The sequence below is a fragment of the Sulfurospirillum multivorans DSM 12446 genome, assembly GCF_000568815.1.
In the GTDB taxonomy this organism is placed as follows: domain Bacteria; phylum Campylobacterota; class Campylobacteria; order Campylobacterales; family Sulfurospirillaceae; genus Sulfurospirillum; species Sulfurospirillum multivorans.
In genome coordinates this window covers 1934606-1961395 of record NZ_CP007201.1, presented here as the reverse complement: position 1 = coordinate 1961395, position 26790 = coordinate 1934606, and the positions used below count along the sequence as shown (strand labels likewise).

Below are 26790 nucleotides of genomic sequence, written 5' to 3'. Positions count from 1 at the left end.
ATAAATTATAAACATAGATAAAAAGGACGAGTGTGAGAGCGTTAATTAGTGTCAGCGATAAAACGGGGATTGTGGAGTTTGCCAAGGATTTGGTGACGTTGGGTTTTGAGATCATTTCAACGGGTGGAACCTATAAACTTTTAAGCGAAGAGGGTGTGAAAGCTTTGGAGATCAGTGAAGTGACCAAGTTTCCTGAGATGTTTGACGGACGTGTGAAAACGCTCAACCCCCTTATCCACGGAGGCATTTTGCACCGTAGGGATTTACCTTTACATGTAAAGCTAGCCAAAGAGCATGGCATTGAAGGAATCGATCTTGTGTGTGTCAATCTGTATCCGTTTAAAGAGACCATTACGAAGACCGAAGATTTTGATGAGATTATCGAAAACATCGACATCGGCGGTCCTGCGATGGTGCGCAGTGCGGCAAAAAACTTTAATGATGTATTGATCGTAACCGATGTTTTGGACTATGACAACGTGATTGAAGCACTAAAATCTGGCAAAAATACATTAGAATTTAGACGCGATTTAATGATCAAAGCGTTCGAGCACACAGGTGCGTATGACAGCATGATTGCCAACTATATGAACAAACGTTTTAACAATGGTTTTGGGGAGAAACAGTTCATCGTAGGCACCAAAGCGTTCGATACCCGTTACGGTGAAAACCCGCATCAAAAGGGCTCTTTGTACGAGTTTGACTACTTCTTTACCAATAATTTTAAAACCCTCAAAGGCGAAGCCAGTTTTAATAATATGACGGACATCAACGGTGCGGTTAAAATCGCCGCATCCTTTGGCGATGCGCCTGCGGTGTGCATCATTAAACACGCCAATCCTTGCGGTTTTGCCATTGGTGGCGATCTGTTAGACAGTTACATCAAAGCCCTCAAATGTGACCCTGTTTCAGCGTATGGTGGTGTTGTGGCGATCAATGGAACACTCAATAAAGCATTAGCTGAGAAAATCAATGAAATTTTTGTCGAAGTCATCATCGCGGCCAATGTCGATGACGATGCATTGCATGTGTTTGATGCTAAAAAACGCATCAAAATCTTTACGCAAGAGAGCAAATACCTTGTTCTTAGCGAAGATGCGTATGACTTTAAACACGTCGATGGTGGTTTTGTGTTCCAAGAGAGTGACATGGTGAATGACGATGAGATCAAAAATGCAAAATGTTTGACAAGCAGAACCGCTTCCAAACAAGAGCTTAGCGATCTTGAAATTGCCTATAAAGTGGCAAGTTTGACCAAATCAAACTGTGTTGTTTATGTCAAAGACAGTTCAATGGTGGCGATTGGTATGGGCATGACGAGTCGTGTGGATGCTGCCAAAGCCGCTCTTCGCAAAGCTGAGGAGATGGGCATTGATGTGAGTGGCGCAGCGTTGGCGAGTGAAGCATTCTTCCCCTTCCGTGATAGTATTGATGCCGCAGCTGCAGCGGGTGTTAAAGCAATCATTGAACCAGGGGGCAGCATTCGTGATGAGGATGTCATCGCCGCGGCAAATGAGCATGGTATGGCACTGTACTTTACAGGTGTGAGACACTTTTTACATTAATATCTTCTACAAGAGCCTTGAACAAAGGCTCTCTCTTTCTTTTTTAAATCAGATATAATTTGTCTTTTTCTTGATGTAGATTAAGGAAATTAACTTCGCTTTGCATTATAGTTTCATCAAAACAAAGGATGAAACGATGATGACTTCAAACAGCTTCCCAAGCGACGCAACGCTTTTACATGTAAACAATGCAACGGTTCCTTTTTTCACCTATTTTCAAGAAGGAATAGAGTTTATTAGCTTCGATACTTCAACATGTGTGCCACCCGAACCGATGGTCAATGCGATGATCGCCCTTGAGCTTTTAGATGCGCCTACGAAAAAAGTGGTGATGATCAACCACCGCTCTCCTGTAGGTTTGCTTGCCAAAGTGCAACCCTTTTACGACATTGAAGTGAGCGAACTTGATGGTGGTAAACTCCAACTTATCTTTTCATACAAAGAGGGTATGAGTGACAAAGTAGATCTTAGCCAAAAACAGTGCGCAGGATGAGAGCATGAACGTCTCACTTGCCACGGAGATGGCACCACCGTTTGTCTTGGTCGCGCACTTTTTTATCGCAGGAATTCTCTTTTTAACGCTCAGTGGTGTGGCACTTTTGTCAATGAGTTCTGACATCTCAGGCTATATCATCTCTTCATCCCTTGCAGCATTTTCACATCTTTATCTGCTGGGATTTGTGATGATGATTATCTTTGGGGCAATGTATCAGCTGTTGCCTGTCGTGCTTGAAGCGCCCATTTTTTCCAAAGATTTTGCTTATGTGCAGTTTTACATGTACGTTATTGGCTTTTCACTGATGGTCAGCGGATTTAGCTTTGCTGAGTTTCATCTGCTGATTCCTTACGGTGCAGTTATTACCTACCTTTCAATGCTGATTTTTTGTTTCAATGTGTTTCTCACCTTTTACCGTTTAGAGAAGATCACCTTAGTAAGCAAGTTTTTACTCATGGGTACGATCTTTTTGTTTATTTCGGTGAGCTTAGGCTTATTGATCGGGCTTAATTTAGGTCACGGTTTTTTAGCGATTGATATGGATGCTTGGGTGAAAGCACACATCATAGGAACCCTTGGTGGATTTGTGATGATGATCGTTATGGGCGTTTCAATGGTGCTTATTCCGATGTTTTCACTCTCACATAACTTTAGTGAGCAGTGGATCAACAGAGCATTTTATCTGCACAGTTTTGGTGTGACGCTGATGATGATCGCACTTATTGCCTCCTTTCCTCTTTTTGTGCAAAGCATTGCTGTTGTGTGCATGGTTTTAGGGGTGCTCTCTTTTGTTGTGCAAATCGCTGTGATTCTAAAACAAAGGGTGCGCAAACAGAATGATTATTGGGTCAAAAATCTCCTTTTTGCACTGGTCTGTTTGGTCGCGTCGGTGTTTACATGTACGCTCTATTTTATTCTAACAGAGGCCTATTTGGGCATCCTTTCAGGCGTGCTTTTCTTCTTTGGCTTTTTACTCTCCTTTATCGTGGGGCATATCTATAAAATCTTGCCTTTTTTGATCTGGTATGAGAAATTCTCACCCTTAGTTGGAAAGCAAAAAGTACCTTTGTTGCATCAGATGATTCACACCAAGATGGCAGACAGCCAAACATGGATGCTGTTTGTTGCAGTAGGGATTATGTGCAGTGGTGTTGCCACTCAGATAGAGAGACTTTTTTTCCTAGGAAGCGTGTTGCTGTTAAGTTCACTGGTCTTAGTCGCTTTGAATGCACTTTACGCATTTAACTATAAAATGAAGGAGTAAAAAATGATAACAAAAGAAGCGGTTTACGCTGCCATTGAAACCGTCATAGACCCTGAAGTTGGGTTTGATATTGTCGCTTTGGGGCTGATTTACGATGTTAAAATTGACACTAACCAGGTATTGGTTACGATGACGCTCTCCACCAAAGGTTGCCCTCTGCACGAGCTGATTCAGCAGTGGACGAAAGATGCGGTTTTAACGATAGAAGAGGTGGAGATGTGCGAGATCAAAATCGTGTGGGAACCTGCTTGGAACATCTCTATGGCGAGCGAATGTGTTAAAAAGGAATTATGTGGTTAAATTGTGTCATTCTAAGGATTCATTAATTCCAAAATCAGAGAAATATACTATAATAAAGGTTGATTTCTGATTTTGGAGGCGTAATGGATTTAATGACCAAAGTGCACAGTGAACATGTTGATATTACTGTTTTGGGCACGATTAAGACAATTGCAAATGCACAGGCGATTAAAGAGGCGATTCGAAAAACGCATGAACAACATCCAGATACCATCATCAATCTTGTCATTAAAGACTCTTTCATTATCACGTCATCCGTCATCGGTTGTGTCATTAAATCGATTGAAATGGACAAAATTGCTTTACATGTAAATGTTGGAAGTGAAGAGTTGTATGAAATGCTCGAAGATATGAATTTAATTGATGTGATGAACGTTCGAAAGGCCTACAGATGCGCAAAGGCATAGGTTTAAAAATAGGGTTAACGCTTATTCCTCTTTTATTGGGTAGTTTTATTGTTTTACAATTTTTCATCGTTGGTGAGTTCAAAAAATCATCTCAAATGCAAAGTGAAAATAATCTCAATTTGCTAAGTCAATCGGTTTTTCAGACCGTTCGTGCTGCCATGAACTTGGGAGATCGTGCTTTGATTGAAAAATCATTGCAAGAAGCGGGTGCGATGAAGGGGATTAAAGAGCTTAAGATTCACCAATCACAAGCGGTGATTGATACGTTTGGTATCGATGCCAAGCTTTCAACCGACACCGCCGTTGTGAATATTTTTAAAAATCCAACCCATCACAATATAACGCTTGATGATGAGAAAGGGCACCGTTTACGACTTTTAAAACCTCTTATTGCTGAGCCTGATTGTTTAGCCTGTCATGCAACATCTCAAAAAGGAGATGTTTTAGGGGTTATGGATATGACTTTCTCTTTTGCCGAAATTGATGCATACATTGGTGATGTGAGTTGGAAATTGGTAAGTATCTTTTCCCTTTCGTTGCTGATTACTTCGGTGCTCATGATGTGGGTACTCAAACGCGTTGTGGGCAATCCTTTGGAGATTTTACTGGAGCGTGTGCGTGATCTTTCAAGTGGAAATGGCGATTTGACGGCGCGCGTGAAGATTAACAGTCAAGATGAAATGGGCGAGATTGCTCAGTTCATCAATATTTTTATCGAGAAAATCCAATCAATCATTTTAAGTTCACAAAAAATTTCACAAAACGTTGAACACACGGGTGAAATGCTCAACTCCAATGCGGTTGCCTTTTCTCAAGGTGTGATCGAACAAGCTCAACAGATTAAAATGTCGTTTGATTTGATGAAAGACATTGAAGCCGATCTTGACCTCTCCGAAGAGCTGGCGATTCATACGGTTGAAGACAATAGCTCCTCGTTTAGTGTTTTAGAAACGATGAGTCTATCGCTCAATGAAGTGGTGCAAAAAATCAATGCGGCGAGTGATTCTGAGCAAGAGATGGCACATCAGATCCAAAGTGTGGTTGCCCAAACTGAGCAGATTAAAGGCGTGTTGGCAATGATCAAAGATATTGCGGATCAGACCAATTTGCTAGCCCTCAATGCCGCTATTGAAGCTGCCCGTGCAGGGGAACATGGTCGCGGATTTGCGGTTGTGGCGGATGAAGTGCGAAAACTGGCTGAACGTACCCAAAAATCACTGGCTGAGATTGATGCGACGATTGGGGTAATTGTTCAAGGTGTGACGCAACTCAGTTCCAACATGGAAGTCAATGCTGAAAATATTAGCCAAATTTCCCAAAACGCATTTGGCGTTCAAAGTGCGACGGAAGAGACCAAAAATCGTACATTAGTCTCAATTGATGTCTCTAAAAAAGCCTCTAAAAAAGTGGTTGAGATATCCCATCTGACCAATCAAATGATGGAACAGATGAAAAAAACACTGAGCTTATCCGATAACAATGAAAAAATTGCAGGGGAACTTTCTCGCATTTCTCAAACAATGCTTGAGTCTTCTCAGAGTCTTGATACGACGCTTTCAACCTTTAAAGCCTGATGCAGTGAGGTTTTTTAGCCTCTTTGCATCATCTCAACTTTCTCTTCGATCTCTAAAAGCCCTTCAATTAGAGGCTCTAAGCGTGCCTCTTTCTCTTCGAGATTTTGACTCAGCTTCATAAGTCCTATTTGTTGATAACACTCAGGATCTTCAAGACATTTTTTAATCGCGATGATTTCATCTTCTAGTGTTTGAATCTGTAGTGGCAAAGTCTCAAGCGAGCGTTGTTCTTTGTAACTGAGCTTTGTAGGCACGCTCTCTTTCATCTTTTGCGCTTTTGGCTCTTCCTTTTCAGCAGAAGATGCTTCTTGAGCTGATTCCATGGCGTCAAGCTCTTTGATCTCTTTTTCGATCTCTAAATATTCGCTATACCCCTGAAAACTCTCTTCAATGATCCCTTCACCTTTAAACACATACAGCTTGCTTGCAATTTTATCGACAAAGTAACGATCATGGCTGACAAAAATAACCGCACCTCCGAAGCTTTGAATGTACTCTTCTAAAATATTGATCGTAGGAATATCCAAATCATTCGTGGGTTCATCAAGGATAAGACAATCCACCTCTTGCGAAAAGAGCAGGGCAAGTGCCACACGGTTTTTCTCCCCACCGCTTAAGATGCCGATCTTTTTATTGAGATCCTCTTTGGGAAAGAGGAAGTCTTTGAGATACCCAAAAACATGAAGGTTTTTACCTTTGACATCGACACGGTCGCCACCATTGGGGCAAAAGGTTTCGATAAGGTTTTTGTTATCATCTAACATAAGTCGTTGTTGGTCAAAATAACCGACTTTAAACTCGCCTTTATCAAATTTCCCCGCATCAACACTCATATCGCCCAGTAAGATTTTAAGCAAGGTTGATTTTCCAGCGCCATTTTTCCCGACAATGGCAATGCGATCTTTTTGCAAAATGCGCGTGCTAAAGTCTTTGATCAGCAGTTTATTGCCCAGCTTTTTATCGATGTTGTACATCTCAAAAAGCATCTTTTGCTTGTTGATGATCTTCTCACCATTGAAATTATGCTTTTCGCGCTCAAGTTCTAGTTTGAGTTTTCGAACCAGTGATGGGTTCTTTTTGGAAGACTCACGCAACTCAAAAACCCTCTGTTTACGTCCTTCGTTACGCTTAAGCCTCGCTTTAACACCACGTCTGAGCCACTCTTCTTCGCCTTTGAGGTATTTGAGCAGATTTTCATGCTGTTTTTGCAGCGATAAGATCAAGAGCTCTTTACATGTAAGATAATTTTCGTATCCTCCCTCGAAGCTTCGTACGTTGCCATCATCGATTTCAATCGTACGCGTGGCAAGATGATCAATAAAATATCGATCATGCGAGATGAAGAGAAGGGTAAACTTGGACTTTAAAATTATCTGCTCTAAAAACTCAACCATATAAACGTCTAAATGGTTGGTTGGTTCATCTAAAAGCAAAATATCGGGTTTTTGCAGAATGAGACCTGCAAGCGTGACACGGCGTTGTTCGCCACCGCTTAAAAGATTGACATCGCTGTGTTCAAACTGTTTAAGATCAAACTCTTGCAAAACTTGCTCGATCTTTTCATCCAAACTCCACGCATCATGCAGATCTAAAAAGGTAACCAGTTGTGCTTGTTCTGCTAGCAATGCTTCATTGTGATAGTCATGCTCTAACGTTTTAATAACCTCTTCATAACGAAGGCGCGCCGTTTTGAGCTCTTTGAGCTCCTCTTCAATCGCCTCTTTGACGTTCATTCCCTCTTTAAAACGAGGGGTTTGGTCTAACATGCCGACTTTGACATTTTTTTGAAGAATTCGTCTACCTTCGTCTGCTTCCAACACGCCAAAAACGATCTTCATCAGGGTTGATTTTCCACCACCGTTTTTGCCAATGATGGCAACGCGTTCTCCTTCATGCAGAGAAAAATCAACGTTGGTTAAAATTTTTTGTGTTTCATAGGCTTTGCTGATACCAATTAAATCTAAAAGTGCCAAATAAATGCCCCATTTCGTTTTTTGCGCGTATTATACCATTAAGATGAACAACGAAGGAGGGTAAAGTTTTTACACTTTACCCATGAAGTTTAGCTAGGATTGGAACTGGTTGAGTTTGTTGTTAAGATTTTCAGCCAAACGAGAGAGGTGATCTGCTGCTGCTGCGATCTCTTCAACACTTCTGGCATTTTGTGAGGTTAAGGTGTTGATATTGGTGACCATATCAACGATCTTATCAGTATCTTGTGAAATCTTTCGAGAATTTTGAGCACTGATCGTAACCGCATTAACACTCTCATCCATGACCTGTGTAGTTCCTAAAATGGTTGTTTCAACACCGCTGGAAACCGTGGAGAGCCTTTGAATATTTTTAGCGTTTCTTCCCATCTGCTCTGAAGAATCGACGATGGATTGGACAATGACATTGATGGTGGCGTTGATCTCTGTAAGGGAAGATTGTGTACGTTCAGCTAACTTTCGTACTTCATCCGCAACCACGGCAAATCCACGTCCATGTTCTCCCGCACGTGCAGCTTCTATGGCAGCATTAAGGGCTAGAAGATTGGTTTGATCGGCAATGTCAGAGATGACCGTAAGGATCTGTTTGACTTGTTCCGCATCATGGCTCATCTGCTCTAATTTTTGAGCCAGAGCAGATTCGGAGTGGCTGGCTTGATCCATCTCTCCACGCAGTGAAATAACCTCATTTTTGGCATTATCAAGGCGACTTCCTGCTGTGGCAATGCTTTGTTTCATCCCTTCGGAGAGTGTTGCTGTCTCTTGGACAAAGATTTTAATAGCTTCAATCTCATGTATCGTATTCTCAACAATGATAGAGCTTTGCTCTGCATTGCGACCTATTTGCATACTGGTGGTACTGAGCTCATGTGAAACAGAGGCGTTTTCGTTTGAGGAACTCTTCGCATCCACGATAGTTTGCTCCAAAGTGACAATCAGATCGTTAAAGCTGTCGACGATCTCTTTGATCTCATTGTTTTTAGTGTAAAGAATACGCGAACGAAGCTCTTTCGTACGAACAAAAGTGATAATGCTATCGCGTATGAGATGCACTCCTTGCATGATATTAGCACGAATGAGCAGCCCAAGAAAAAGTGTCAAACTTACGACGATTAAAATGATAACAATCATCCAAATATTGGCACTTTGCTCGACCGTTGCGGCGTGCTCGGCTGCTTTTTTAGAAGCATCAATATTGTACGTAATATGCGCATCCAATGCTTTTGTAAAGGCAAGCAGACTTGGTCTATTTTTATTGAGGATGGCAGCTGCTTCCGTTTTCTTTCCCTCTTTTGAGAGTTTTATGACAGTGGCGATGATATCCAAAGCCTTGATCAGTGCCTCTTTGTCTTTTGCTAGCATGTCTGTATCTTGTTCATCCGTGATAAGTGTCTCATAGGTTTTAAATGAGGCTTCAATACTCTCTTTGACTTTTACGATAGCTTTTTCTGCTTTTTCCATCTCTTGCATGTCGGCATTGGATATATGTTCCCATAAGTTGAGGCGCAATCGATAACCGTTTTGCATCGTATCGTTTAAAAGATCAATACTCGGGATGGAATTTACATTGGCATAATTCGTTTCCTGGTAAATAGCATCCATCTTGGTGATGCTAATACCAAAGATAGTACAGGCTCCTACAATAGCGATGGCTAGCATGGCTAAGAGTTGTTTTCCAATTGTCATAAGAGACTCCTTTGTGTTGTATGTTTATCTAAACTCATTTTCCTAATAAAATATTTAAACTATCTGTTGTATTACTAGAAAAAAAGAAAGAACTTATTTCTTGGAAAATCATAGCACCCTAGCGTTGCAAATGTGTTGCATTTGTTTAGGGAATATTGATGAAAAACTGGTATGATAATGTCTTTCAATTTATCAAAGGAAAAGACTCTATGTTAGAACTCTTAACACTCTTTTATATCATTTATCTTCTCATTAAACTGTACGCGGCATTTATGGAGATAGGTTTTGTCATCAATGCACGCAGTTTCAAAGCGATTATTCTCTCCCCTGCAAATTACGTCAAGGCGGCTGAGTACAAAATCGCTTCACAAAAATTCTCTATTGTCAGTACATTGTTTGATTTTATCCTCTTTTTTGGTTGGATCACGTTTGGACTCTCCACGCTTGATGCAACACTCATTATGGGCAACGAAGCATTGCGTTCCGTGCTTTTGGTGATGAGCTTTATTGCGATTAATTATCTTTTATCGCTTCCGTTTGATCTGTACCAGACCTTTGGACTCGATAAAAAGTTTGGCTTTTCAACGATTGATGCCAAGACATTTATTCTCGATCAAATCAAAGCAGCGTTGATGTTTGTGATTTTAGGTGGGGCATTTTTCTGGGCGATGAGTATGATTATTATGGCGTATGAATATTGGTGGTTTTATGGATTTTTATTTGCTTTTGTGGTTATTTTATTTATCAATATGATCTATCCCATCGTAATTGTTCCTCTGTTCAATAAACTGACTCCACTTGAAGATGAGAGTCTTAAAAGCTCCATTGAAGCACTTTTGCAAAAAGCAGGGCTTAAAAGCAGTGGTGTTTTTAGTTTGGATGCCAGTAAACGGGACAACAGACTCAATGCGTATTTTGGGGGTTTGGGACGTTCCAAACGCGTTGTCTTGTTCGACACCTTAATCGCAAAACTTGAAAAACACGAATTGCTCGCTGTTTTGGGGCATGAGCTGGGTCACTTTAAACACAACGATATTCTTAAAAATATTGCCTCCAGTGCGCTGATGCTGTTGCTTATGTTCGCACTCTTTGGAAACCTTCCCGAAGAGCTTTTTGACGCGTTACATGTAAACCAATCCGCAGGCAGTGTGATGATACTTTTCTTAATGTTTTCGCCACTCCTTTCGTTTGTTTTGATGCCTCTTTTTGGGCTTGTGAGTCGCTACAATGAGTACAGAGCCGATGCGTATGGCAGTGAGTGTGAAAGTAAAGAAGCCCTTGCTTCAGCCTTGGTTAAATTGGCGGATGAAAATAAGAGTTTTCCTCTTTCGCATCCGTTAACGATCGCACTTTATTTTACCCATCCACCTCTTACACAAAGACTTAAGAAGCTTGGAATGCATTTTGATTTTGATGAAGGAGAAGCGCTTGCACATTAATGAGCTTGTGCGTTTAGGGGCAGAGCAACTTCGTGGTGTCACAGAGATTCCTCAAAAAGAGGCGATGATCCTTTTGGCTGAAGTGTTGGGTAAAGAGATCAGTTGGATCATGGGGCATAGTGATGACGAAAGTGGCGAACATGAACGGTTTATGGAACTTCTAAAACGTCGTGCAAACCATGAACCTTTGGAGTATATTTTAGGTCACGCTAGTTTTTACGGCAGGGAGTTTGATGTCGATTCGCGCGTACTGATTCCCAGACCTGAAACGGAACTACTGGTCGATAAAGCCGTTGAACTTGCCAAAACGTTGCCAGAGGAAGCACATATTGTCGAGATTGGTTGTGGGAGTGGCATTGTCTCCATTATGCTCTCTCTCCTGCTTCCTAAGGCTAACATAACCGCGGTTGATCTTTCCCGTGATGCTTTACATGTAAGCGTGCACAATGCCAAAAAACATGGCATGGATGAGCGCATTCACTTTGTGGAAGGGAGCTATTTGGATGGAGTCACAGAAAAGATTGATATGATCGTCTCCAATCCTCCTTATATTGCCAATAACGAGCCTTTAGGCATTGGGCTCTCTTTTGAACCTTCATTAGCGCTGTATGGCGGAAGTAGGGGCGATGAGATGTTGTGTCAAATTATTGATCTGTTTAAACAAAGAGAAGTTAAGGCATTGGTTTGTGAAATGGGATACGACCAGCGTGAGCCTATTGCTTTACATGTAAAAGAAAAAGGCTTGAACGTAGCGTTTTACAAAGATTTAGCAGGGCTAGATCGTGGATTTTGGATTAAGGAGCAACAATGAGAAGTTTTATGGTGATTTATTTGGTGATGCTTGGCATTGCAATCGGTGTTGAAATTGCGGCGGGAGCATTTATTGCCCCTGTGATCTTTTTCCCACAAAAGTATTTGGGTGAGGGCGTTTTGAGCCATTTTCAAAGTGGTATTTTAATGACACAAGTTTTTTTAAAGATGAACCTTGTCATTGGTTTTGCGGCACTTTACAGCATTATTTATGAAGTGCAAGTCTTTATGATGCGTAAAAATTATGATTTTCTCTCATTCTTTTTATCACTTGTGATTGTCGTTGGAACAGGGCTTTTTCTTTTTTACTATACGCCATTTATCGTTCACGCGCAACAATTAGGCGCTATGGAAACAACAACCGAAGCGTTTGCTTCCATGCACAAACAGAGTGAGTGGGTGATGAAAGCTTTGATGGTAGCACAATTTGGGTTATTTATCAGAAGAGGTTGGTTAAGTCAAAAATAGGAGAAGAAGCCAAGGCTTCTTCTCTTGCATAGAAGAGGGGGAATACAGGGGTTTATTAATCCATTTGGTGTCTGATGTACGTAGGGATATCAAGATAGTCATCTTGTCCCTCATAGCCACCACTTACTTTTTTCATGCGTAAAATACGCTCTTTTTTGATTGATTCTTGATTGCTGTTAAGCATCTTGAGCTCTTTAGAAGCTTCTACTTTATTTTCAAATCCTGTTGCAACAATGGTTACTTTGACACTGTTTTCTTCCATATCTTCACTGGTGGTTGTACCAAAGATAACATCGGCATCTTCATCCGCACAATCAAGAATAAGCTGCATTGCATTGCTGATTTCCGTGATAGGATAGCTTGAAGGAATTTGGAAGTGAACCAAGACGCCAAGTGCACCATTAATTGAGAGATTATCAAGTAGAGGGGACTCAATAGCACTCTTAATCGCTTCCATCGCTGCATCTTCACCGGTACTTTCGCCAATTCCCATCAGTGCCATACCACGATGACTCATAACGGTTTGTACGTCAGCAAAGTCAACGTTGATGTCACTTTGTCCAGATGAAAGAACAACTAAACTCATACCACTAACAGCACGGCTTAAGACGTCATCAACGATTTTGAAACTGTCTTTAATGCCAAATTTGGCATCCACAATCGCAAGAAGTTTATCGTTAGGGATGATTACAATCGAATCACTCTCTTTACGAAGCTCATTGATGCCAAGTTCTGCCAGTTTAGCTCTTTTTTTACCTTCAAACATAAAGGGGCGTGTCACAACCGCAACGGTTAATGCACCGACCTCTTTAGCCGCTTGTGCAACGACAGGCGCAGCACCTGTTCCAGTGCCTCCACCAAAGCCAGATGCGATAAAAACAATGTCCGCTTTTTCTAAAGAACTTTTGATCTCTTCGTAACTCTCTAGTGCAGATTCTCGACCAATATCAGGGCGCATACCAGCTCCCAGTCCTTTTTTACCCAATTGGATTTTTGTCTTTGCTAAACAATTTTCAAGGGCTTGTGCGTCAGTGTTTGCTGCGATAAGATCGATACCTTCGATACCTTCTCTTACCATGTGGTTAATCATATTACCACCGCCACCGCCAACACCGATAACTTTGATTTTAGCTCCGTATACACATTTTGATTCTTCTATGCTAAATCCGTTCATACCTCTTACCCCTCTTTAAAATAATTGTGTCAGTCTGTTCCATAGTTTTGAGCCAAAACCCTCGCTATGTTCTTCCTGGATATTTGCAAGATCTTTTAATTTTTCTTTTGCATTACTCTCTGAAGCAGGAAGTGTTCCAATTTCATTTTCCTCAGCCTCTTCACCATCATCAAATGTCTCTTGGTGGTGGTGTTTGGTTGGTTCTATCGTCTCATCTTTGTAGCGTAATTTTTTGTTAGAATCGATCTCATATGGTGTGAAGTGACCTCCGCCGTATAAAACAAGACCAATGGCTGTTGCATAGCTTGGATCTCTGAGTGTCTCAAAAAGTCCATCCATCTCTCTTGGTTTGGCAATTCTGATGGGCACATTGTCGAAAATGGCAGATGCCAATTCTCTAATGCCATCGAGCTTTGTCATTCCACCTGTTAACACGACACCTGCACCAATTTGTTCTTTAAAACTACTGTCTTCAAGTGTTTTGGCTAAGATCATAAGCGTCTCTTCAACCCTCACATAAATAACATTAGAGACAATATTGAGAGAGACTTCGTGGGTTGAACCGTCATCCCCAATAACAGGGAGTTCGATCAGTTCATTGGAATTGCTTTTGAGTGAGCCATAATTAATTTTGATCTCTTCTGCTGCACCTAGTGGCGTATGAAGAGCGGTTGAGAGATCATTCGTGATATTGAGTGATCCTACACCTAAATAGTCATTAAAACGCATGGAATTACCTGCATGGATCATCACGTTACATGTAGCGCCACCCATATCTATCACCGCAACGCCGAGTTCTCTCTCATCGTGATTTAAAACAGCAATTGCTGAGGCATAACAGCCAAGAACGATGTTGTCAATCTCAACACCTGCTGATTTAACGGCTTTTCTAAGGTTACTCAGGGATGATTTTTGAGCGGTAATAATATGGACTTGCACCTCAAGGCGCGCACCATTCATGCCAAGAGGATCTTCAATAAACTCTTGATCGTCTACTTTGAAATTGTAAGGAAGTACGTGAAGTTTTTCATATTCGTTCGGAATGTTGGCATTGTGATCTGCCATTTGCATCGCGCGATTGATCTCTTTGATGCCAATATCACGGTTAGGAATGTTGACAATGCCACTGCTATCAACACTTTTTGTGTACGCGCCAGAGATCGAAACGATGACTTTTTCGTACTGCGTTCCTGCGACTCTTTTTGCATCATTGAGTGCATTACGAATCGACTTTGATGCAAGGTCAATATTGGTAATAATACCTTTTTTAAGACCTTGAGACTTTGCAATACCTGCCCCTAAGATTTTGACATCGCCATCATCGTTTTTTTGAGCGATAATAGCGCAAATCTTGGTTGAACCAATGTCGATACCTAAAATCGTAGTGCTCAACTATTTTCCTTTGTAGTATTGCTCGACTTTGTATGCAGTAGCGAGCTTTTTAATAAGATTTTGGTTTAATTCAGCTTGTTTCACTTGTAAAACATTTTCACTAATCATACTAACATACTGCTTAGCCTTGTCCTTGTTAAGCAACTTTTGTTCCAGAACCTCGTATACAATGGCTTTTCCGTCGATAATTTTATAACCTTTTTTGGTTGTGTTATCAAAAACGTGACTTAAAAATTCAGCACTTTTTGCTTCACTAAGCCCCGCAATTGATTTTACAGAATCACGACTAACGAAGCCAATGTCACTTCCTGTGAAGTTTTCAAGTTTGGTGACAGCTTTCTTATCTAATGCTGCACTTTTAAGCTCTTCTAAAAGATCACGACTGGCATCTTTCTTCGCCATTTCATAGGACATAGGCTCAGGAAATTGAATCGTTTTCACTTTGATAATAACGTAACTGTCCTTAATTACAACAGGTTTTAACACTTCATCTTTGGCTGCTACTTGAATCTTTTCAAGTGGGTAGATGGTGTCATCATCAAAAATTGTTTTAGTCTCACTTGCAGGTAGTTCACCTTTTTTGAAAGCAAGATAGGCTTCTAAAGAACTCTTTTTATCGTTTTTAAGTCTTAAGTCAACAGCAACTTTTGTTTTTGCCTCTTCAAAACTCATCAGCTTCCCATCAGGATGAATGTAGTTGTGTTTCTCGAGTGCGAAAAACTCCTCTAACGTTTTATCATCAAATTTGACTTGAGAAGCAGGAAGATTAAGCAGTTCAAGTGTATAGCTTTTTTTCGTAAGGTAATTGGATTTGTTCTTGTCCCAGTAGGCTTTAATGGCATCTTCATTGAGTGTCACTTCGTTGGCATCAAGTGTCACAGCGGCAACGGAAAGGCGATCTTCCATAAAGAAAGCAGATGCAAAAAGATCAATCTCTTTAGGTGTGGGTGTTAGTTTAAAAAAGTTTTCGAGTTTTGCATTCAAAATCTCTTTTTCAAGTCCATTTTCATAGTCGCTTGGATTGATGCGATTGGCTTTAAGAATAGAATAATAGAGTTCTTTGTTAAACACGCCATCTGTTTGAAAGGTTGGTGTGTTAATAAGGCGCTCTTTGACATCGTCTTTAGTTGCAACAAGACCTATTTCATCAGCGTAGTTGAGAAGAAGTGCTTGATTTACCAGCGTGTTCATCACAATTTTATCAAGACCCATTTGATCAGCTTGTTCTTGGGTAAGTTTACCACTGAGAAGGTTGTTGTAAAAGTTATAGTGGCTTGCATAAGCGGATTGGAATTCTTGGACAGAGATGGTTCGATGACCTACTTTTGCGACAGATGCGGCACGATCTGTGTTCATATCATAAGCACCCCATCCCACAAAACCAGCGCCTACAAACGCTATTGTGCTAATCCAGATAGTGATGACCAAATATTTCTTGTGACGTTGCATCCAGGTAATCATTCATGCCCTTTGAGAACTTTGTATTTTGCTATAATTCTATCTATATAGTTATTAAATAACCATAAATCGCGTGAAACTCCTAACAAAAAAGGTAAAAAGTAACAATGAACACGAAAATGTTAATTGAAGATGACCTAAAGCATATATGGCACCCCTGCACGCAGATGAAAGACCATGAGACACTTCCGATTATTCCCATTCAAAGAGGCGAAGGAGTCTATTTAGTCGATTTTGAAGATAACCGTTATATCGATGGTGTTAGTTCGTGGTGGGTTAACCTTTTGGGGCATTGCAATCCGTATATCAATCAAAAAATTAAAGAGCAATTAGAGACGTTGGAGCATGTTATTTTTGCGGGATTTACGCATGAACCGATCATTAAGCTCTCAAAAAGGCTTTGTGCATTGGCTCCAAAAGGGCTGGAGAAGTGCTTTTATGCCGATAACGGCTCTAGTGCCATTGAAGTTGCCCTTAAGATGAGCTTTCAGTATCATAAAAACAGAGGGCAAAAACGACCGTTATTTGTCTCCTTAGAGAACAGCTATCATGGCGAAACGATCGGTGCTTTGGCCGTTGGGGACGTCAAACTGTACAAAGAAGTGTTTGAAGATATACTCTTGCAAACAATTCAAACGCCTGTACCTAAAGATCAAAGCGAAGAGAGTGCCATCAAAGCTGCTGATGCGCTAGAGCAAATTTTTAAAGAAAAAGCCGATCAAATTTCAGCGTTTATCATCGAACCCTTGGTTCAATGTTCGGGTGGCATGAACATGTACCATCCTCTTTATATCTCACTGGCACGCAAACTGTGTGATCGGTATGGGATTCATTTAATTGCCGATGAAATCGCTGTTGGCTTTGGTAGAACGGGTAAAATGTTTGCGTGTGAATATGCCCATGTTAGTCCTGATTTTATGACACTTTCTAAAGGACTAACAGGCGGTTATCTGCCTCTTTCGGTAGTACTAACAACCCAAGATGTGTACGATGCTTTTTATTATGATTACTCCGAATTTAAGGCGTTTTTGCACTCACATAGCTATACGGGCAATCCTTTGGCGTGCAGTGCCGCCAATGCAACACTAGACATCTTTGAAAAGGAGCATATTTTAGAGAAAAATCACGAAAAAATTGCGTTGATCGCTTCGAAGTTAGAGCGTTTTAAATCACTCCCAAATGTGCAGAAAGTCCGTCAAACAGGGATGATTGCAGCTGTAGAATTGGATGTGTATCCGATTGATTTTCGGGTGAATCTTAAAATCTTTGAGTACGCCATGAAAAAGGGCGTGATTTTGCGACCACTGGGCAATGTTGTCTATTTTATGCCTCCTTTTATCATTACATGTAAAGAGATTGAGACGATGATGGATGTGGCGTATGAGGCGATTGTAAGCCTAAAGAGTCTATAATAGAGTCATTTTGAAGAAGGATACACTGTGAACATTCCCCATATTCCCGTACTTTTAGAAGAGGTTAAAGCGGCTTTTTCTGCTCTTCATGAGGGAATTATTGTGGATTGTACGCTCGGATACGGTGGACACAGTGAGGCTCTTTTGGAGCAAAATCCCACCATCAAGCTCATTGGGTGTGACCAAGATGAAGAAGCACTCACGTTTAGCCGAAAAAGACTTGAGCGCTTTGGCGATCGTGTGAGTTTGCATCATGGTAATTTCGCTTCAGTGGTCGCCAAGTATGCGCATCTGCCAATTCGTGGCATTCTTGCAGATATTGGGGTTTCCTCCTTACAACTCGATAAAAAAGAGCGTGGATTTGCGTTTGATTCGGATGTGCTTGATATGCGCATGAATCCAAAGCAAGAGCTGAGCGCTTATGACGTGGTCAATCACTACTCCCAAGAGGAGTTAGAGTTTATTTTACGTGAGTATGGCGAGATTCATGAGTATAAAAAGCTGGCGAATGTGATCTGTGAAGCCAGAGCAAAAGCCCCTTTAAACAGTGCCAAAGAGCTTTCTAAATTAGCCGAGAAAGTGGGTGGAAAAAAGACAATTCATCCTTCAACGCTTCTTTTTCAAGCCATTCGCATCGAAGTCAATAACGAACTAGGTGTGCTTACAGAGCTTTTAGAGAGCATTAAAAATGCGAATTTTGAGCACTGCATTGTGGGCATCATCTCGTTTCACTCCTTGGAAGATCGCATTGTGAAGCAGACCTTTAAATTCTGGTCACAAAATTGTATTTGCCCACCTGCTGTGATGCGGTGTCTGTGTGGTAACAACCATGCTTTGGGCAAACTTATCGGCAAAAAACCGATTGAAGCAACGAACGCGGAAGTGAAAAAAAATCCACGAAGCCGTAGTGCCAAACTTCGTGTTTTTGAGATCAAGAGGGCGTAATGGACGATAAAAACGATCTTTTAGACCAGTACGATGCCGAGCAAAAAGTTGAGAGAAATCTTGACTTTCGTTTTTTACTGCTCGTTTATATGGTGATGATGGTCGCTTTTTTAGTCATTTTGCCACGTATTTACATCAAAAATCAGATCTATTACATGAGCCGTGACATCAATAAACTCTACGGCGAGTATTCGATTCTCAAAGAAGAGAACCGCGTTTTGAAACAAAATTTGGAAAATATTCGCTTCAAAAATCAAATTTTAGACACCATTTACATCGAATAATCGTTTTACATGTAAGCTTATATGAGGAGTTGTTATGCCCCAAGAGATGATGCTATTGCTAGCTGTTTTTATCACTTTTATCGTTGCGATGGTTGTGTTTGGATTGTGGATTAGAGCGGTATTAAAAGACAAAGCATACACGCTCGCTGAGATGAAAGTTAAAAATGAGCAATTAAGCATGGAAAATCTAGCCCTCAATATGCGAAGTGCGACCCTCCAAGCCGAACTTCAAGCGCAACAACAGAGCCATCAAAAGCTTAAACTCGATTTTGAAGAGCAGGGTAAAAAACTTGAACTTAAACTCAATGCCATTATGGAGCAGCATTTAGAAAAAAAGCTTCAAAAACTGGACGATACCTCAATCAAATCGCTTGAAACACTCCTTAAACCTTTTAAAGAAAATTTAGAACATTTCAAAAAAAGCGTTGAAAATTCCCAAGAGAACAGCACGAAAAAATTTGCAGAACTCTCCAAAGAGATCGAACTGGTCGCAAGGGCTGGCATGAATATCTCCAAAGAGGCTGAAAATCTCACCAAAGCGCTCAAAGGCAAGAAACAGAGCCAAGGCAGTTGGGGTGAAATGATTTTGGAGAGCGTTTTGGAGTATTCGGGGCTGGTTAAAGGCGTTCACTACGAAACGCAAGAGAGTTACAAAGATGAAGAAGGAAGAACGAAACGTCCCGATGTTGTCATCAAGCTTCCACAAGATCGTACCATCATCATCGATTCTAAAGTTTCACTCAACAGTTACGATGAGTTTATAAGAGCGGAGAGTGATAAGGATAAGCACATTGCTTCCAAAGCGCTTATGCAGGCTTTTCGTGAGCATATTGATACGCTTGATAGTAAAGATTATGCGCATTATAAACAAGGAACGTTGCAGTATGTTTTTATGTTTGTGCCGATTGAAGGAGCCTTTTCAGTGGCGATTAACGAAGATCCAAAACTGTATGAATACGCGCTTCGCAAACATATTGCCATTGTAAATCCTTCGACTTTAACCGTTTCACTGCGCACGATTTATCTTTACTGGCAAAGTGAGCAGTCCAGTACGCTTGCGACGAAGCTGTTTGATGAAGCAGGCAAGATGTACGACAAAATGGTAGGTTTTTCGGAAAGTTTCAAAAAAGTCGGCACTCAGCTTCAAACGCTCAATAACAGCTATGAAAGCGCTCAAAAACAGCTCAGTGAAGGCTCAGGCAACATCTTAGGTCGTGTGGAGAATTTGAAGCGTTTAGGGGCTAAAGCGACCAAAAATCTTAAAGACGCCAAACTTGAGTATCAAGATTTTAGTACGGACATTGAAGAAGTTGCGCTTCTTGCGGAAAAAAGAGAAGACTAGGTTTATAAAAGTAGTGTCGATTGCTCTAAATCGTGTTACAATTTCTTAGAACCATAGTATTTATCCGCCTGCCTTTCTTGTTGTAAGGAGCATCACTATGAAAAAGACAAAACGTTATACGTTCACGTTTAGCATTATCACCCTTATTTTAGGGCTTGCGAGCTTTCTTTCGATCTCGTTGATTGGTCATAATTACCTGCAAAGTTCCAAAAATTCTTACAGTATGATTCAAAAGCGCAACGCAGAGGTGCGTAAAAATATCATTGAAACCATCAAAGTCTCTTTGCAAAAGACATCTGCGCATCTTAAAGTGTTGATTCATAGCCAACAAAACGATGACCTTTTTGCTTCAAGAGAAATTTTTACGCGCATGATGTGGGAGATACTTCTCTCCGATGAGAAAATTGCGAGCATTTACATTGCCGATCAACACGGTAACTTCTTTCAAGCCAGACGCACACCCGAATTTGCCATGCGAACCATCGATACACGTAACAACCTAGGTATGGATGAATGGGCGTATAAAAATACCGAATTTGAAACCATACGCATTGAAAATAGACCCTTATCGTACGATCCGCGTGAACGTACGTGGTTTAACAAAGCAACTTCTCATGAGCATTTTTACTGGTCAGAACCTTATGCGTTTGCTTCAACCAATGAGATTGGCATAACCGTTTCATACCCTTTTATGAACAAAATGAGTGAAAAAGTGAAAGTAGCTGGAATTGATTTTACCATTGCTTCGATCACCAAATTGCTTCAAGAACAAAGTCTCGTTATCGATGGACCTATTGTCATTGTCAATCCTCATGGCGATGTGATCGCAAGCTCCTTACCAACGAAAGAGTCCAATATCACTGTGGATCAACTTCCCAAAGAGATACAAGCATCGTATGAGCAATTTTTAAATGGAACAAAGCGTGGTCGAGTTCACAATGAAGCGAATGAAAACTACCTGTTCGCCTTTTCAGAATTTCCCTCTGATTTTGGAAAACAGTGGTACATTGGTACCTATTTGGAAGAGAAAAAAGTGACCCAAGAGATCGATGCGATTATGATTCAAACCATTGTGATTTCACTGTTTATCATGCTTTTGATCATTATAGTGACATGGCTTTTTTTAAGACGCATTATCATTGCACCTGTTGATTTACTCAAGACGATGAGCGACAGTGTGGCGCTCAAACAGTACGACGCGGTGCATCATGTTCGAACGCGCATCAAAGAGTTTTACGCACTCAGCCATTCAATGGTACTGATGGCACGTGCGATCAAATCACATGAAAAAGCACAAGAGAACCTGATGGAGTCGTTTATTAAACTGATCGCTAGTGCCATCGATGATAAATCGCCTTATACGGGTGGGCATTGCGAGCGTGTACCTGAACTGGCCACGATGTTGGCGCAGGAGGCAAATAACAGCCATGAAGGAATTTTTAAGAAGTTCAATTTTACCGATGAAAATGCGTGGAGGGAGTTTCGTATAGCCGCACTTCTTCACGACTGTGGCAAAGTAACGACGCCTGAATATGTGGTCGATAAAGCAACGAAACTGGAGAGCATTCACAACCGTATTCATGAGATTCGTACCCGTTTTGAAGTGTTGCTTAGAGATGCGCAGATTGCTTATTTAGAGGCACTTTTGGAAGGCAAAGACACTCAAGAGCTCTTAATGCAAAAACGCTCAGCGGCGGAAGCGAAATTGTTCGATGATTTTGCCTTTTTAGCCGAGTGTAACATCGGTGGTGAGTTTATGGATGCCCAAAAAATAGAACGCCTTAAAGAGATTGCTTCCATCACGTGGACACGTCATTTTGATGATCGTTTGGGTATGAGCGAAGCGGAGAAAAAACGGTTGCTTGACATTCCTTTTAAACCCCTTCCGTGTGTTGAAACGCTTCTGCAAGATAAACCAGAACATCTCATTAGTAGAGCGCAAGAGGTCGATGCAAAGGTCTTTGCACGTCTTGGCATTAAGATGGAGATACCACAGTATTACAACAATTTAGGCGAATTTTACAATCTTAGCATCGCCAGAGGAACCTTGAATGACGAGGAGCGTTATAAGATCAATGAGCATATCATTATGAGTATTCGTATGCTCTGCGAACTTCCCTTTATGGACAATCTCAAACATGTTCCTGAGTATGCCTGTGCGCACCATGAGACGATGAAAGGTACTGGGTATCCAAGGAAGCTTACCAAAGAGCAGATCTCCCTACCTGCTCGCATTATCGCTATTGCCGATATTTTTGAAGCCTTAACTGCTAGTGATCGACCGTATAAAAAAGCAAAAACGATCTCTGAGGCGATCAAAATCTTAAGCATGCTCAAAAAAGATGAGCACATCGATGGCGACCTTTTTGATCTTTTTTTACGTAGTGGCGTTTATCTGCAGTATGCGCAAAAGTATCTGACTCCTGAACAGATCGATGATGTCGATATAACGCAATACCTCTCGTCATAACTCTTTACATGTAAAGATTTTCCTACTTTGTTTGTTTCATCTTGACGCAAGTAACGAAGCGTTAGAATGTCACAAAAAGATAGGAGACAAAAAATGTCTGAAAAACATTTTGAGCTTGACATCAAAGGCATGACATGTGCGGCATGTTCCGCGCGCATCGAGCGTGTGCTGGGCAAGCTTGAAGGTATCACCGCCAATGTCAACTTAGCGACGGAAAAAGCATTTGTTGCCTCATCTAACCCAAATATCAATCTTCCCGAAATCATCCAAAGTATTGAAAAAACAGGTTTTGGTGCTACCGAATCTTCTAAAGTCGATCAAGATCAAAAAAGTCTGGATAAAGAGCAAGATTATCAAAAACTTTTGAGAGAATTTAGCCTCTCAGCACTGCTGACCCTGCCGTTTTTAGTCGAAATGGTGGCGATGCTTTTTAATGTGCATCTGCATCTTCCTCCGATGCTTCAATTAACCCTTGCGACGATTGTACAGTTTTACTGCGGACGAAAGTTTTATGTGGGTGCGTATAAAAGCCTTAAAAGCGGCAGTGCCAATATGGACGTTCTGGTCGTTTTGGGTACAAGTGCCGCGTACTTTTTAAGCCTCAGTGTTGTACTTTTTTACGTGCCATTGCACCTTTACTTTGAAGCCTCTGTTTCGGTCATAACGTTGGTACTTTTAGGCAAACTTTTAGAGGTAAGGGCGAAAGCCAAAACAGGGTTTGCTATCTCTAAACTGCTCCATTTACAGCCCAAAAAAGCGTTTGTGGAACGTGATGGAAAGCTCGAAGAGATCAGCATCGAAGCTTTACATGTAAATGATATTTTTGTGGTCAAAGCTGGCGAGAGCATTCCCACCGATGGCATTGTCGTTGAGGGCAACAGCATGGTCGATGAGTCAATGATGACGGGGGAGAGCCTGCCTGTGCTCAAATCCGTGGGCGATACGATTGTGGGAGCGACCAAAAATGGTGATGGGATGCTCAAATGCCAAGCGACCAAAGTGGGCTCCGATACCTTTTTAGCTTCGATCGTCCGCCTCATCGAAGAGGCGCAAGGTTCTAAAGCACCGATTCAACGCCTTGCCGATACGATTGCAGGTATTTTTGTGCCGATTGTGGTGAGCATCGCGGTGATTACCTTGGGTGCGTGGTGGTTTATCGGGGGCGATTTTGAAGAGGCGATCATCAATGCGGTCTCGGTTCTGGTCATTGCGTGCCCCTGCGCGCTTGGACTTGCGACACCAACGGCGATTATGGTTGGTGTTGGAAGGGGTGCGAGTGAGGGGATTCTCATTAAAAATGCCGAAGTGCTTGAAAATGTGGGCAAAATCAACGCCGTTGTGTTTGATAAAACGGGAACATTGACTTATGCAAACCCTCAGGTGGTCGATGTTTTAATCGAAAATTCACTTTCAAAAGAGCAATTCTTAGCCCTTGCTGCGAGCTTGGAAGAGGGCTCAAAACACCCATTAGCCAAAGCGATTATCGCCTCTTCAACGCAAAGCGCATCAAAGAGTGTTCAAGCATTTCAGAACTATTCAGGTTTGGGCGTTTCAGGCGAGATTGATGGTGTGGTTTACTTTGCAGGCTCGCCTGCGTTTATTACTCAGTTCACGTCATTACAACCCTCAACGGTTGCGCAAACGTTTTTGGAAGAGGGTAACAGTATTGTAGCGCTCTCTACAAAAGAGCAGATTATCGGTTATATCGCGCTGGCCGATACGATTCGTGAGAGCGCTAAAATAGCGGTTGAAAAGCTTCAAAACGATGGCATAGAGGTCTATATGCTCACAGGCGATAATGAACGTTGTGCTCAAAAAGTCGCTCGTGAGCTAGGCATTGAGCACTTTTTTGCAGGCGTTTTACCAAATGGCAAAGCGGATGCGATCACCAAGCTTAAAAATGAAGGCAAATTTGTCTGTATGGTGGGTGATGGTATCAATGACGCTCCCGCACTTGCGGTGGCAGATGTGGCGATTGCAATGTCCAATGGCTCGGATATTGCCGTGGAAAGTGCTGATTTGATCTTAATTGCAAACGATCCACTTTATGTCGTCAATGCCATCGCTCTTTCGCGCGCTACGATGTCAAAAATTAAGCAGAACCTCTTTTTGGCTTTTGTGTATAATATTCTAGCGATTCCATTGGCATTTTTGGGTATGTTAAACCCCATTGTCGCAGGGGGAGCAATGGCGATGAGTTCGGTTTCGGTGGTGAGTAATTCACTGCTGTTAAGACGTTGGAAAATGAAATAAAATTATAGTAAAAGGATAAACAATGGCAACAATCACATTGGTGGTTAAAGGGATGAGTTGTGGGGGATGCGTCAAAAGCGTCAAAGGCGTTTTAGAGGGAATCAAAGGTGTGAAGAGTGTCAATGTTGACCTTGCTAGTGGTCAAACAGTTATTGAATATGATGCTCCGATTGATGTAAGTGTGTTTGAAAAAGCAATTGATGAAGCAGGCTTTGAAGTAATATCTTAGGTTTACATGTAAAGAGGTGAGCCCTGTATTTGGGCTCACATTCTGCGTTACTTCTCAAATAAGATATGAATATACCGCTTCGACCACAATCCAAAGATAACAATCCACAAAACTGCCACCGTAAGTACTGCATGCAAGTACCCAAATTGCGGGAAAATGCCTGCGATGATACGAATGAGTGCCATCGCTTGAATGAGCCCAAAGAGTGTCACGGCATAGGCATCTGCTTTAGGCGTTCGCCCTGAATGACCTAAGATCACTCTGGTTCCAAAACCCACAAGAACGGTGGTAAAATAGCCCAATGCCAAGGCGTGCAGTGGCGATTTTTCCAGATAAATGGAGTGACCAACTAATGCTGAAAAATCTTGTACCACAAAAAGCCCAAACCCTACGGGAACCCACCAAATGGAGAGAAAAAGTACCCATAAAATGGCAGGTGATTTACGAAACGGTAGGCGCCATTTCAAAAGCTCATACGTGATAATGCCAAAGAGCGCACTGTCTGCCACAAACGCGTTCATGCTTAAGGCTTCTAAAATCACTTTGAGGATGAGTGCTACAAAGACCAAGAGCAAAAAATGTTTGCTTTTGTTCATTGTGTAGCCGATGATCGTATTGGCAGCGAAAAAAGGCATCATTTTTTGAGAGACAATAAGCACGATAAAGAATAAATAGAGGTAAAAACTCACCCCAAGCGCGATTGCATAAGATGGAATAAACAGATCTGCAATGAAAAGTAGCTGCCCTACAAGACCGAGTGCAAACGCTCTGAGCATCCATGTGGTATCGTCTTTGTTGCTCACCGTACTTTTGGTTTGAAACTCAAGCAAAAGCAAGCAGAGTTTGACATAGCCTGCCACGATAACAAGCATAGGGGCGACAAGTGCCATCTCCGAGACAAATGAGAGTGCTATAAACAAGAGTCCACCACCATTTATCAACCATGCGATCGGCAGATATCCTTTTGGCGATGCCGATGGGCGCGAGAGATAGCGTGGAAATGTCGTCAACAAAAAGCCTGCAAAAAACTGCGTAAAGACGATGAACGTCATCGCATAAGCATGGTACAACCCCACGCTTACATGTAAACTCAAAAGCCCTGCGTAATGCAGACCTAAAAGAGCAACAAAAAGTACGCCTTGAACCACGCCCGTAAAGAAAAAGAGGCGGTGTGGCTGAGCGACTAGGTTTTGAAGAGCCGTCGTTTTTGGAGGCTCTGGTGGGGTTAAACTACTGACAAAAACCACAACAACTAGCCCCTGCCTTAGCTGCATCGATAGCGGCATTTAGCGCTTCGTCGTAATTGGGCTCTTCCGTAATCTCAGGAACCACCTGTTTGTAAACAATCTTGCCATCTTTGCTAATCACAAAAAGCGCTCTAGCACACAATCCCTCTAGTGCGCCATCGCTGATAAGCATACCATAAGCACGCGCAAACGCTTTGTGCCTAAAGTCACTGCCAACGGTTAGATTTTCAATACCCGCCACATTGCAAAATTTTGCGCTTGCAAACGGTAAGTCCATCGAAACGATGGTCGTGTCGATATTCTCATGCTTCGCAACCTCTTGGTTAAAACGCCTCGCTTCCGCGTCACACACGGGTGTGTCAAGTGAAGGTACTACGATGATGAGTTGCGCTTTATTGCCCTCACCACCGATGGTTTTTTCTTGTAAGTCTGGCGTGACAACGGTAACAATGGGTGCATTATTGCCCACTTCTTGGAAGTTTCCTTCCAATTTTACGGGTGTGCTTTTGAGGGCAGTTTTATCTATTTTTGCAGTAAATGTCATGGTTATCCTTTCAATTGTTTTATATGAGAGTCATTTTATC

23 protein-coding genes are annotated in these 26790 nt (G+C 41.6%); 16 read left to right on the top strand and 7 right to left on the bottom strand.

Features of this window, described 5'->3' with window-relative positions; genetic code table 11:
• Window positions 1-32 precede the first annotated feature (32 nt).
• The 6 genes from purH (at window position 33) to SMUL_RS10205 (ending at window position 5606) form a co-directional block, all read left to right on the top strand.
• Window positions 33-1565 (top strand): bifunctional phosphoribosylaminoimidazolecarboxamide formyltransferase/IMP cyclohydrolase, encoded by a 1533-nt coding sequence (purH, locus tag SMUL_RS10230; RefSeq protein WP_025345160.1) that lies wholly within the window; start codon window positions 33-35, stop codon window positions 1563-1565.
• A gap of 136 nt (window positions 1566-1701) precedes the next feature.
• Window positions 1702-2058 carry a hypothetical protein gene (locus SMUL_RS10225; protein WP_025345159.1) on the top strand — a complete coding sequence of 119 codons (357 nt, stop codon included), beginning with the start codon at window positions 1702-1704 and terminating at the stop codon, window positions 2056-2058.
• A gap of 4 nt (window positions 2059-2062) precedes the next feature.
• The gene (locus tag SMUL_RS10220; protein WP_025345158.1) at window positions 2063-3325 is read left to right on the top strand and encodes a hypothetical protein; all 1263 of its coding nucleotides are present in this window, start codon (window positions 2063-2065) and stop codon (window positions 3323-3325) included.
• Between the two features lie 3 nt (window positions 3326-3328).
• Window positions 3329-3625, top strand: a complete 297-nt coding sequence (locus tag SMUL_RS10215; RefSeq protein ID WP_038533292.1) for a metal-sulfur cluster assembly factor — start codon at window positions 3329-3331, stop codon at window positions 3623-3625.
• A gap of 83 nt (window positions 3626-3708) precedes the next feature.
• A complete protein-coding gene (locus tag SMUL_RS10210; RefSeq protein ID WP_025345156.1) occupies window positions 3709-4032 on the top strand; it encodes a hypothetical protein in 324 nt (107 codons plus the stop codon).
• On the top strand, window positions 4017-5606 hold the full coding sequence (locus SMUL_RS10205) for a methyl-accepting chemotaxis protein (RefSeq protein WP_025345155.1): 1590 nt from the start codon (window positions 4017-4019) through the stop codon (window positions 5604-5606). Before SMUL_RS10210 ends, SMUL_RS10205 begins: the two co-directional genes overlap by 16 nt.
• Before the next feature lie 14 nt (window positions 5607-5620).
• On the opposite strand, the gene SMUL_RS10200 is transcribed toward SMUL_RS10205, so the two are convergent.
• Both SMUL_RS10200 and SMUL_RS10195 read right to left on the bottom strand, forming a co-directional pair.
• Window positions 5621-7579 carry an ABC-F family ATP-binding cassette domain-containing protein gene (locus tag SMUL_RS10200; protein WP_025345154.1) on the bottom strand — a complete coding sequence of 653 codons (1959 nt, stop codon included), beginning with the start codon at window positions 7577-7579 and terminating at the stop codon, window positions 5621-5623.
• A 93-nt stretch (window positions 7580-7672) separates the two neighbouring features.
• Window positions 7673-9283: a methyl-accepting chemotaxis protein gene (locus tag SMUL_RS10195; protein ID WP_025345153.1), complete on the bottom strand. Its 1611-nt coding sequence runs from the start codon at window positions 9281-9283 to the stop codon at window positions 7673-7675.
• A gap of 158 nt (window positions 9284-9441) precedes the next feature.
• Here SMUL_RS10195 and SMUL_RS10190 point away from each other — a divergent pair, with 158 nt between their 5' ends.
• Genes SMUL_RS10190 through SMUL_RS10180 form a run of 3 tightly spaced genes read left to right on the top strand, consistent with a single transcriptional unit; the run spans window position 9442 to window position 12000 of the window.
• A complete protein-coding gene (locus tag SMUL_RS10190; RefSeq protein WP_223809690.1) occupies window positions 9442-10722 on the top strand; it encodes a M48 family metallopeptidase in 1281 nt (426 codons plus the stop codon).
• Complete coding sequence (gene prmC, locus SMUL_RS10185; RefSeq protein WP_025345151.1) at window positions 10712-11533, top strand: peptide chain release factor N(5)-glutamine methyltransferase; 822 nt, start codon at window positions 10712-10714, stop codon at window positions 11531-11533. Before SMUL_RS10190 ends, prmC begins: the two co-directional genes overlap by 11 nt.
• The gene (locus SMUL_RS10180) at window positions 11530-12000 is read left to right on the top strand and encodes a DUF4149 domain-containing protein (protein ID WP_025345150.1); all 471 of its coding nucleotides are present in this window, start codon (window positions 11530-11532) and stop codon (window positions 11998-12000) included. Before prmC ends, SMUL_RS10180 begins: the two co-directional genes overlap by 4 nt.
• Window positions 12001-12055: 55 nt before the next feature.
• Here the strand turns inward: SMUL_RS10180 and ftsZ are convergent, their stop codons facing one another.
• Genes ftsZ through SMUL_RS10165 form a run of 3 tightly spaced genes read right to left on the bottom strand, consistent with a single transcriptional unit; the run spans window position 12056 to window position 16027 of the window.
• On the bottom strand, window positions 12056-13174 hold the full coding sequence (gene ftsZ, locus SMUL_RS10175) for a cell division protein FtsZ (RefSeq protein ID WP_025345149.1): 1119 nt from the start codon (window positions 13172-13174) through the stop codon (window positions 12056-12058).
• Window positions 13175-13189: 15 nt separating this feature from the next.
• Complete coding sequence (ftsA, locus tag SMUL_RS10170; protein WP_025345148.1) at window positions 13190-14566, bottom strand: cell division protein FtsA; 1377 nt, start codon at window positions 14564-14566, stop codon at window positions 13190-13192.
• A complete protein-coding gene (locus tag SMUL_RS10165; RefSeq protein ID WP_025345147.1) occupies window positions 14567-16027 on the bottom strand; it encodes a peptidylprolyl isomerase in 1461 nt (486 codons plus the stop codon). It abuts the gene before it with no gap.
• Between the two features lie 104 nt (window positions 16028-16131).
• Between SMUL_RS10165 and SMUL_RS10160 the strand changes: the two genes are divergently transcribed.
• The 7 genes from SMUL_RS10160 to SMUL_RS10130 all read left to right on the top strand — a co-directional run bounded on the left by SMUL_RS10160 (window position 16132) and on the right by SMUL_RS10130 (window position 24959).
• Window positions 16132-17436, top strand: coding sequence for an adenosylmethionine--8-amino-7-oxononanoate transaminase (locus tag SMUL_RS10160; RefSeq protein WP_025345146.1), 1305 nt, complete (start codon window positions 16132-16134; stop codon window positions 17434-17436).
• A gap of 27 nt (window positions 17437-17463) precedes the next feature.
• On the top strand, window positions 17464-18381 hold the full coding sequence (rsmH, locus tag SMUL_RS10155; RefSeq protein WP_025345145.1) for a 16S rRNA (cytosine(1402)-N(4))-methyltransferase RsmH: 918 nt from the start codon (window positions 17464-17466) through the stop codon (window positions 18379-18381).
• Complete coding sequence (locus SMUL_RS10150; RefSeq protein WP_025345144.1) at window positions 18381-18665, top strand: hypothetical protein; 285 nt, start codon at window positions 18381-18383, stop codon at window positions 18663-18665. The genes rsmH and SMUL_RS10150 overlap by 1 nt, the downstream gene beginning before the upstream one ends.
• A gap of 34 nt (window positions 18666-18699) precedes the next feature.
• On the top strand, window positions 18700-20007 hold the full coding sequence (locus SMUL_RS10145; protein WP_025345143.1) for a DNA recombination protein RmuC: 1308 nt from the start codon (window positions 18700-18702) through the stop codon (window positions 20005-20007).
• 97 nt (window positions 20008-20104) lie between these two features.
• Complete coding sequence (locus SMUL_RS16695) at window positions 20105-22477, top strand: HD domain-containing phosphohydrolase (protein ID WP_025345142.1); 2373 nt, start codon at window positions 20105-20107, stop codon at window positions 22475-22477.
• 93 nt (window positions 22478-22570) lie between these two features.
• Window positions 22571-24730: a heavy metal translocating P-type ATPase gene (locus SMUL_RS10135; protein WP_025345141.1), complete on the top strand. Its 2160-nt coding sequence runs from the start codon at window positions 22571-22573 to the stop codon at window positions 24728-24730.
• 22 nt (window positions 24731-24752) lie between these two features.
• A complete protein-coding gene (locus tag SMUL_RS10130) occupies window positions 24753-24959 on the top strand; it encodes a heavy-metal-associated domain-containing protein (RefSeq protein ID WP_025345140.1) in 207 nt (68 codons plus the stop codon).
• A gap of 47 nt (window positions 24960-25006) precedes the next feature.
• On the opposite strand, the gene SMUL_RS10125 is transcribed toward SMUL_RS10130, so the two are convergent.
• Both SMUL_RS10125 and tpx read right to left on the bottom strand, forming a co-directional pair.
• Window positions 25007-26245: an NnrS family protein gene (locus tag SMUL_RS10125; RefSeq protein ID WP_223809689.1), complete on the bottom strand. Its 1239-nt coding sequence runs from the start codon at window positions 26243-26245 to the stop codon at window positions 25007-25009.
• The gene (tpx, locus tag SMUL_RS10120) at window positions 26190-26750 is read right to left on the bottom strand and encodes a thiol peroxidase (protein WP_025345138.1); all 561 of its coding nucleotides are present in this window, start codon (window positions 26748-26750) and stop codon (window positions 26190-26192) included. The genes SMUL_RS10125 and tpx overlap by 56 nt, the downstream gene beginning before the upstream one ends.
• Window positions 26751-26790 lie beyond the last annotated feature (40 nt).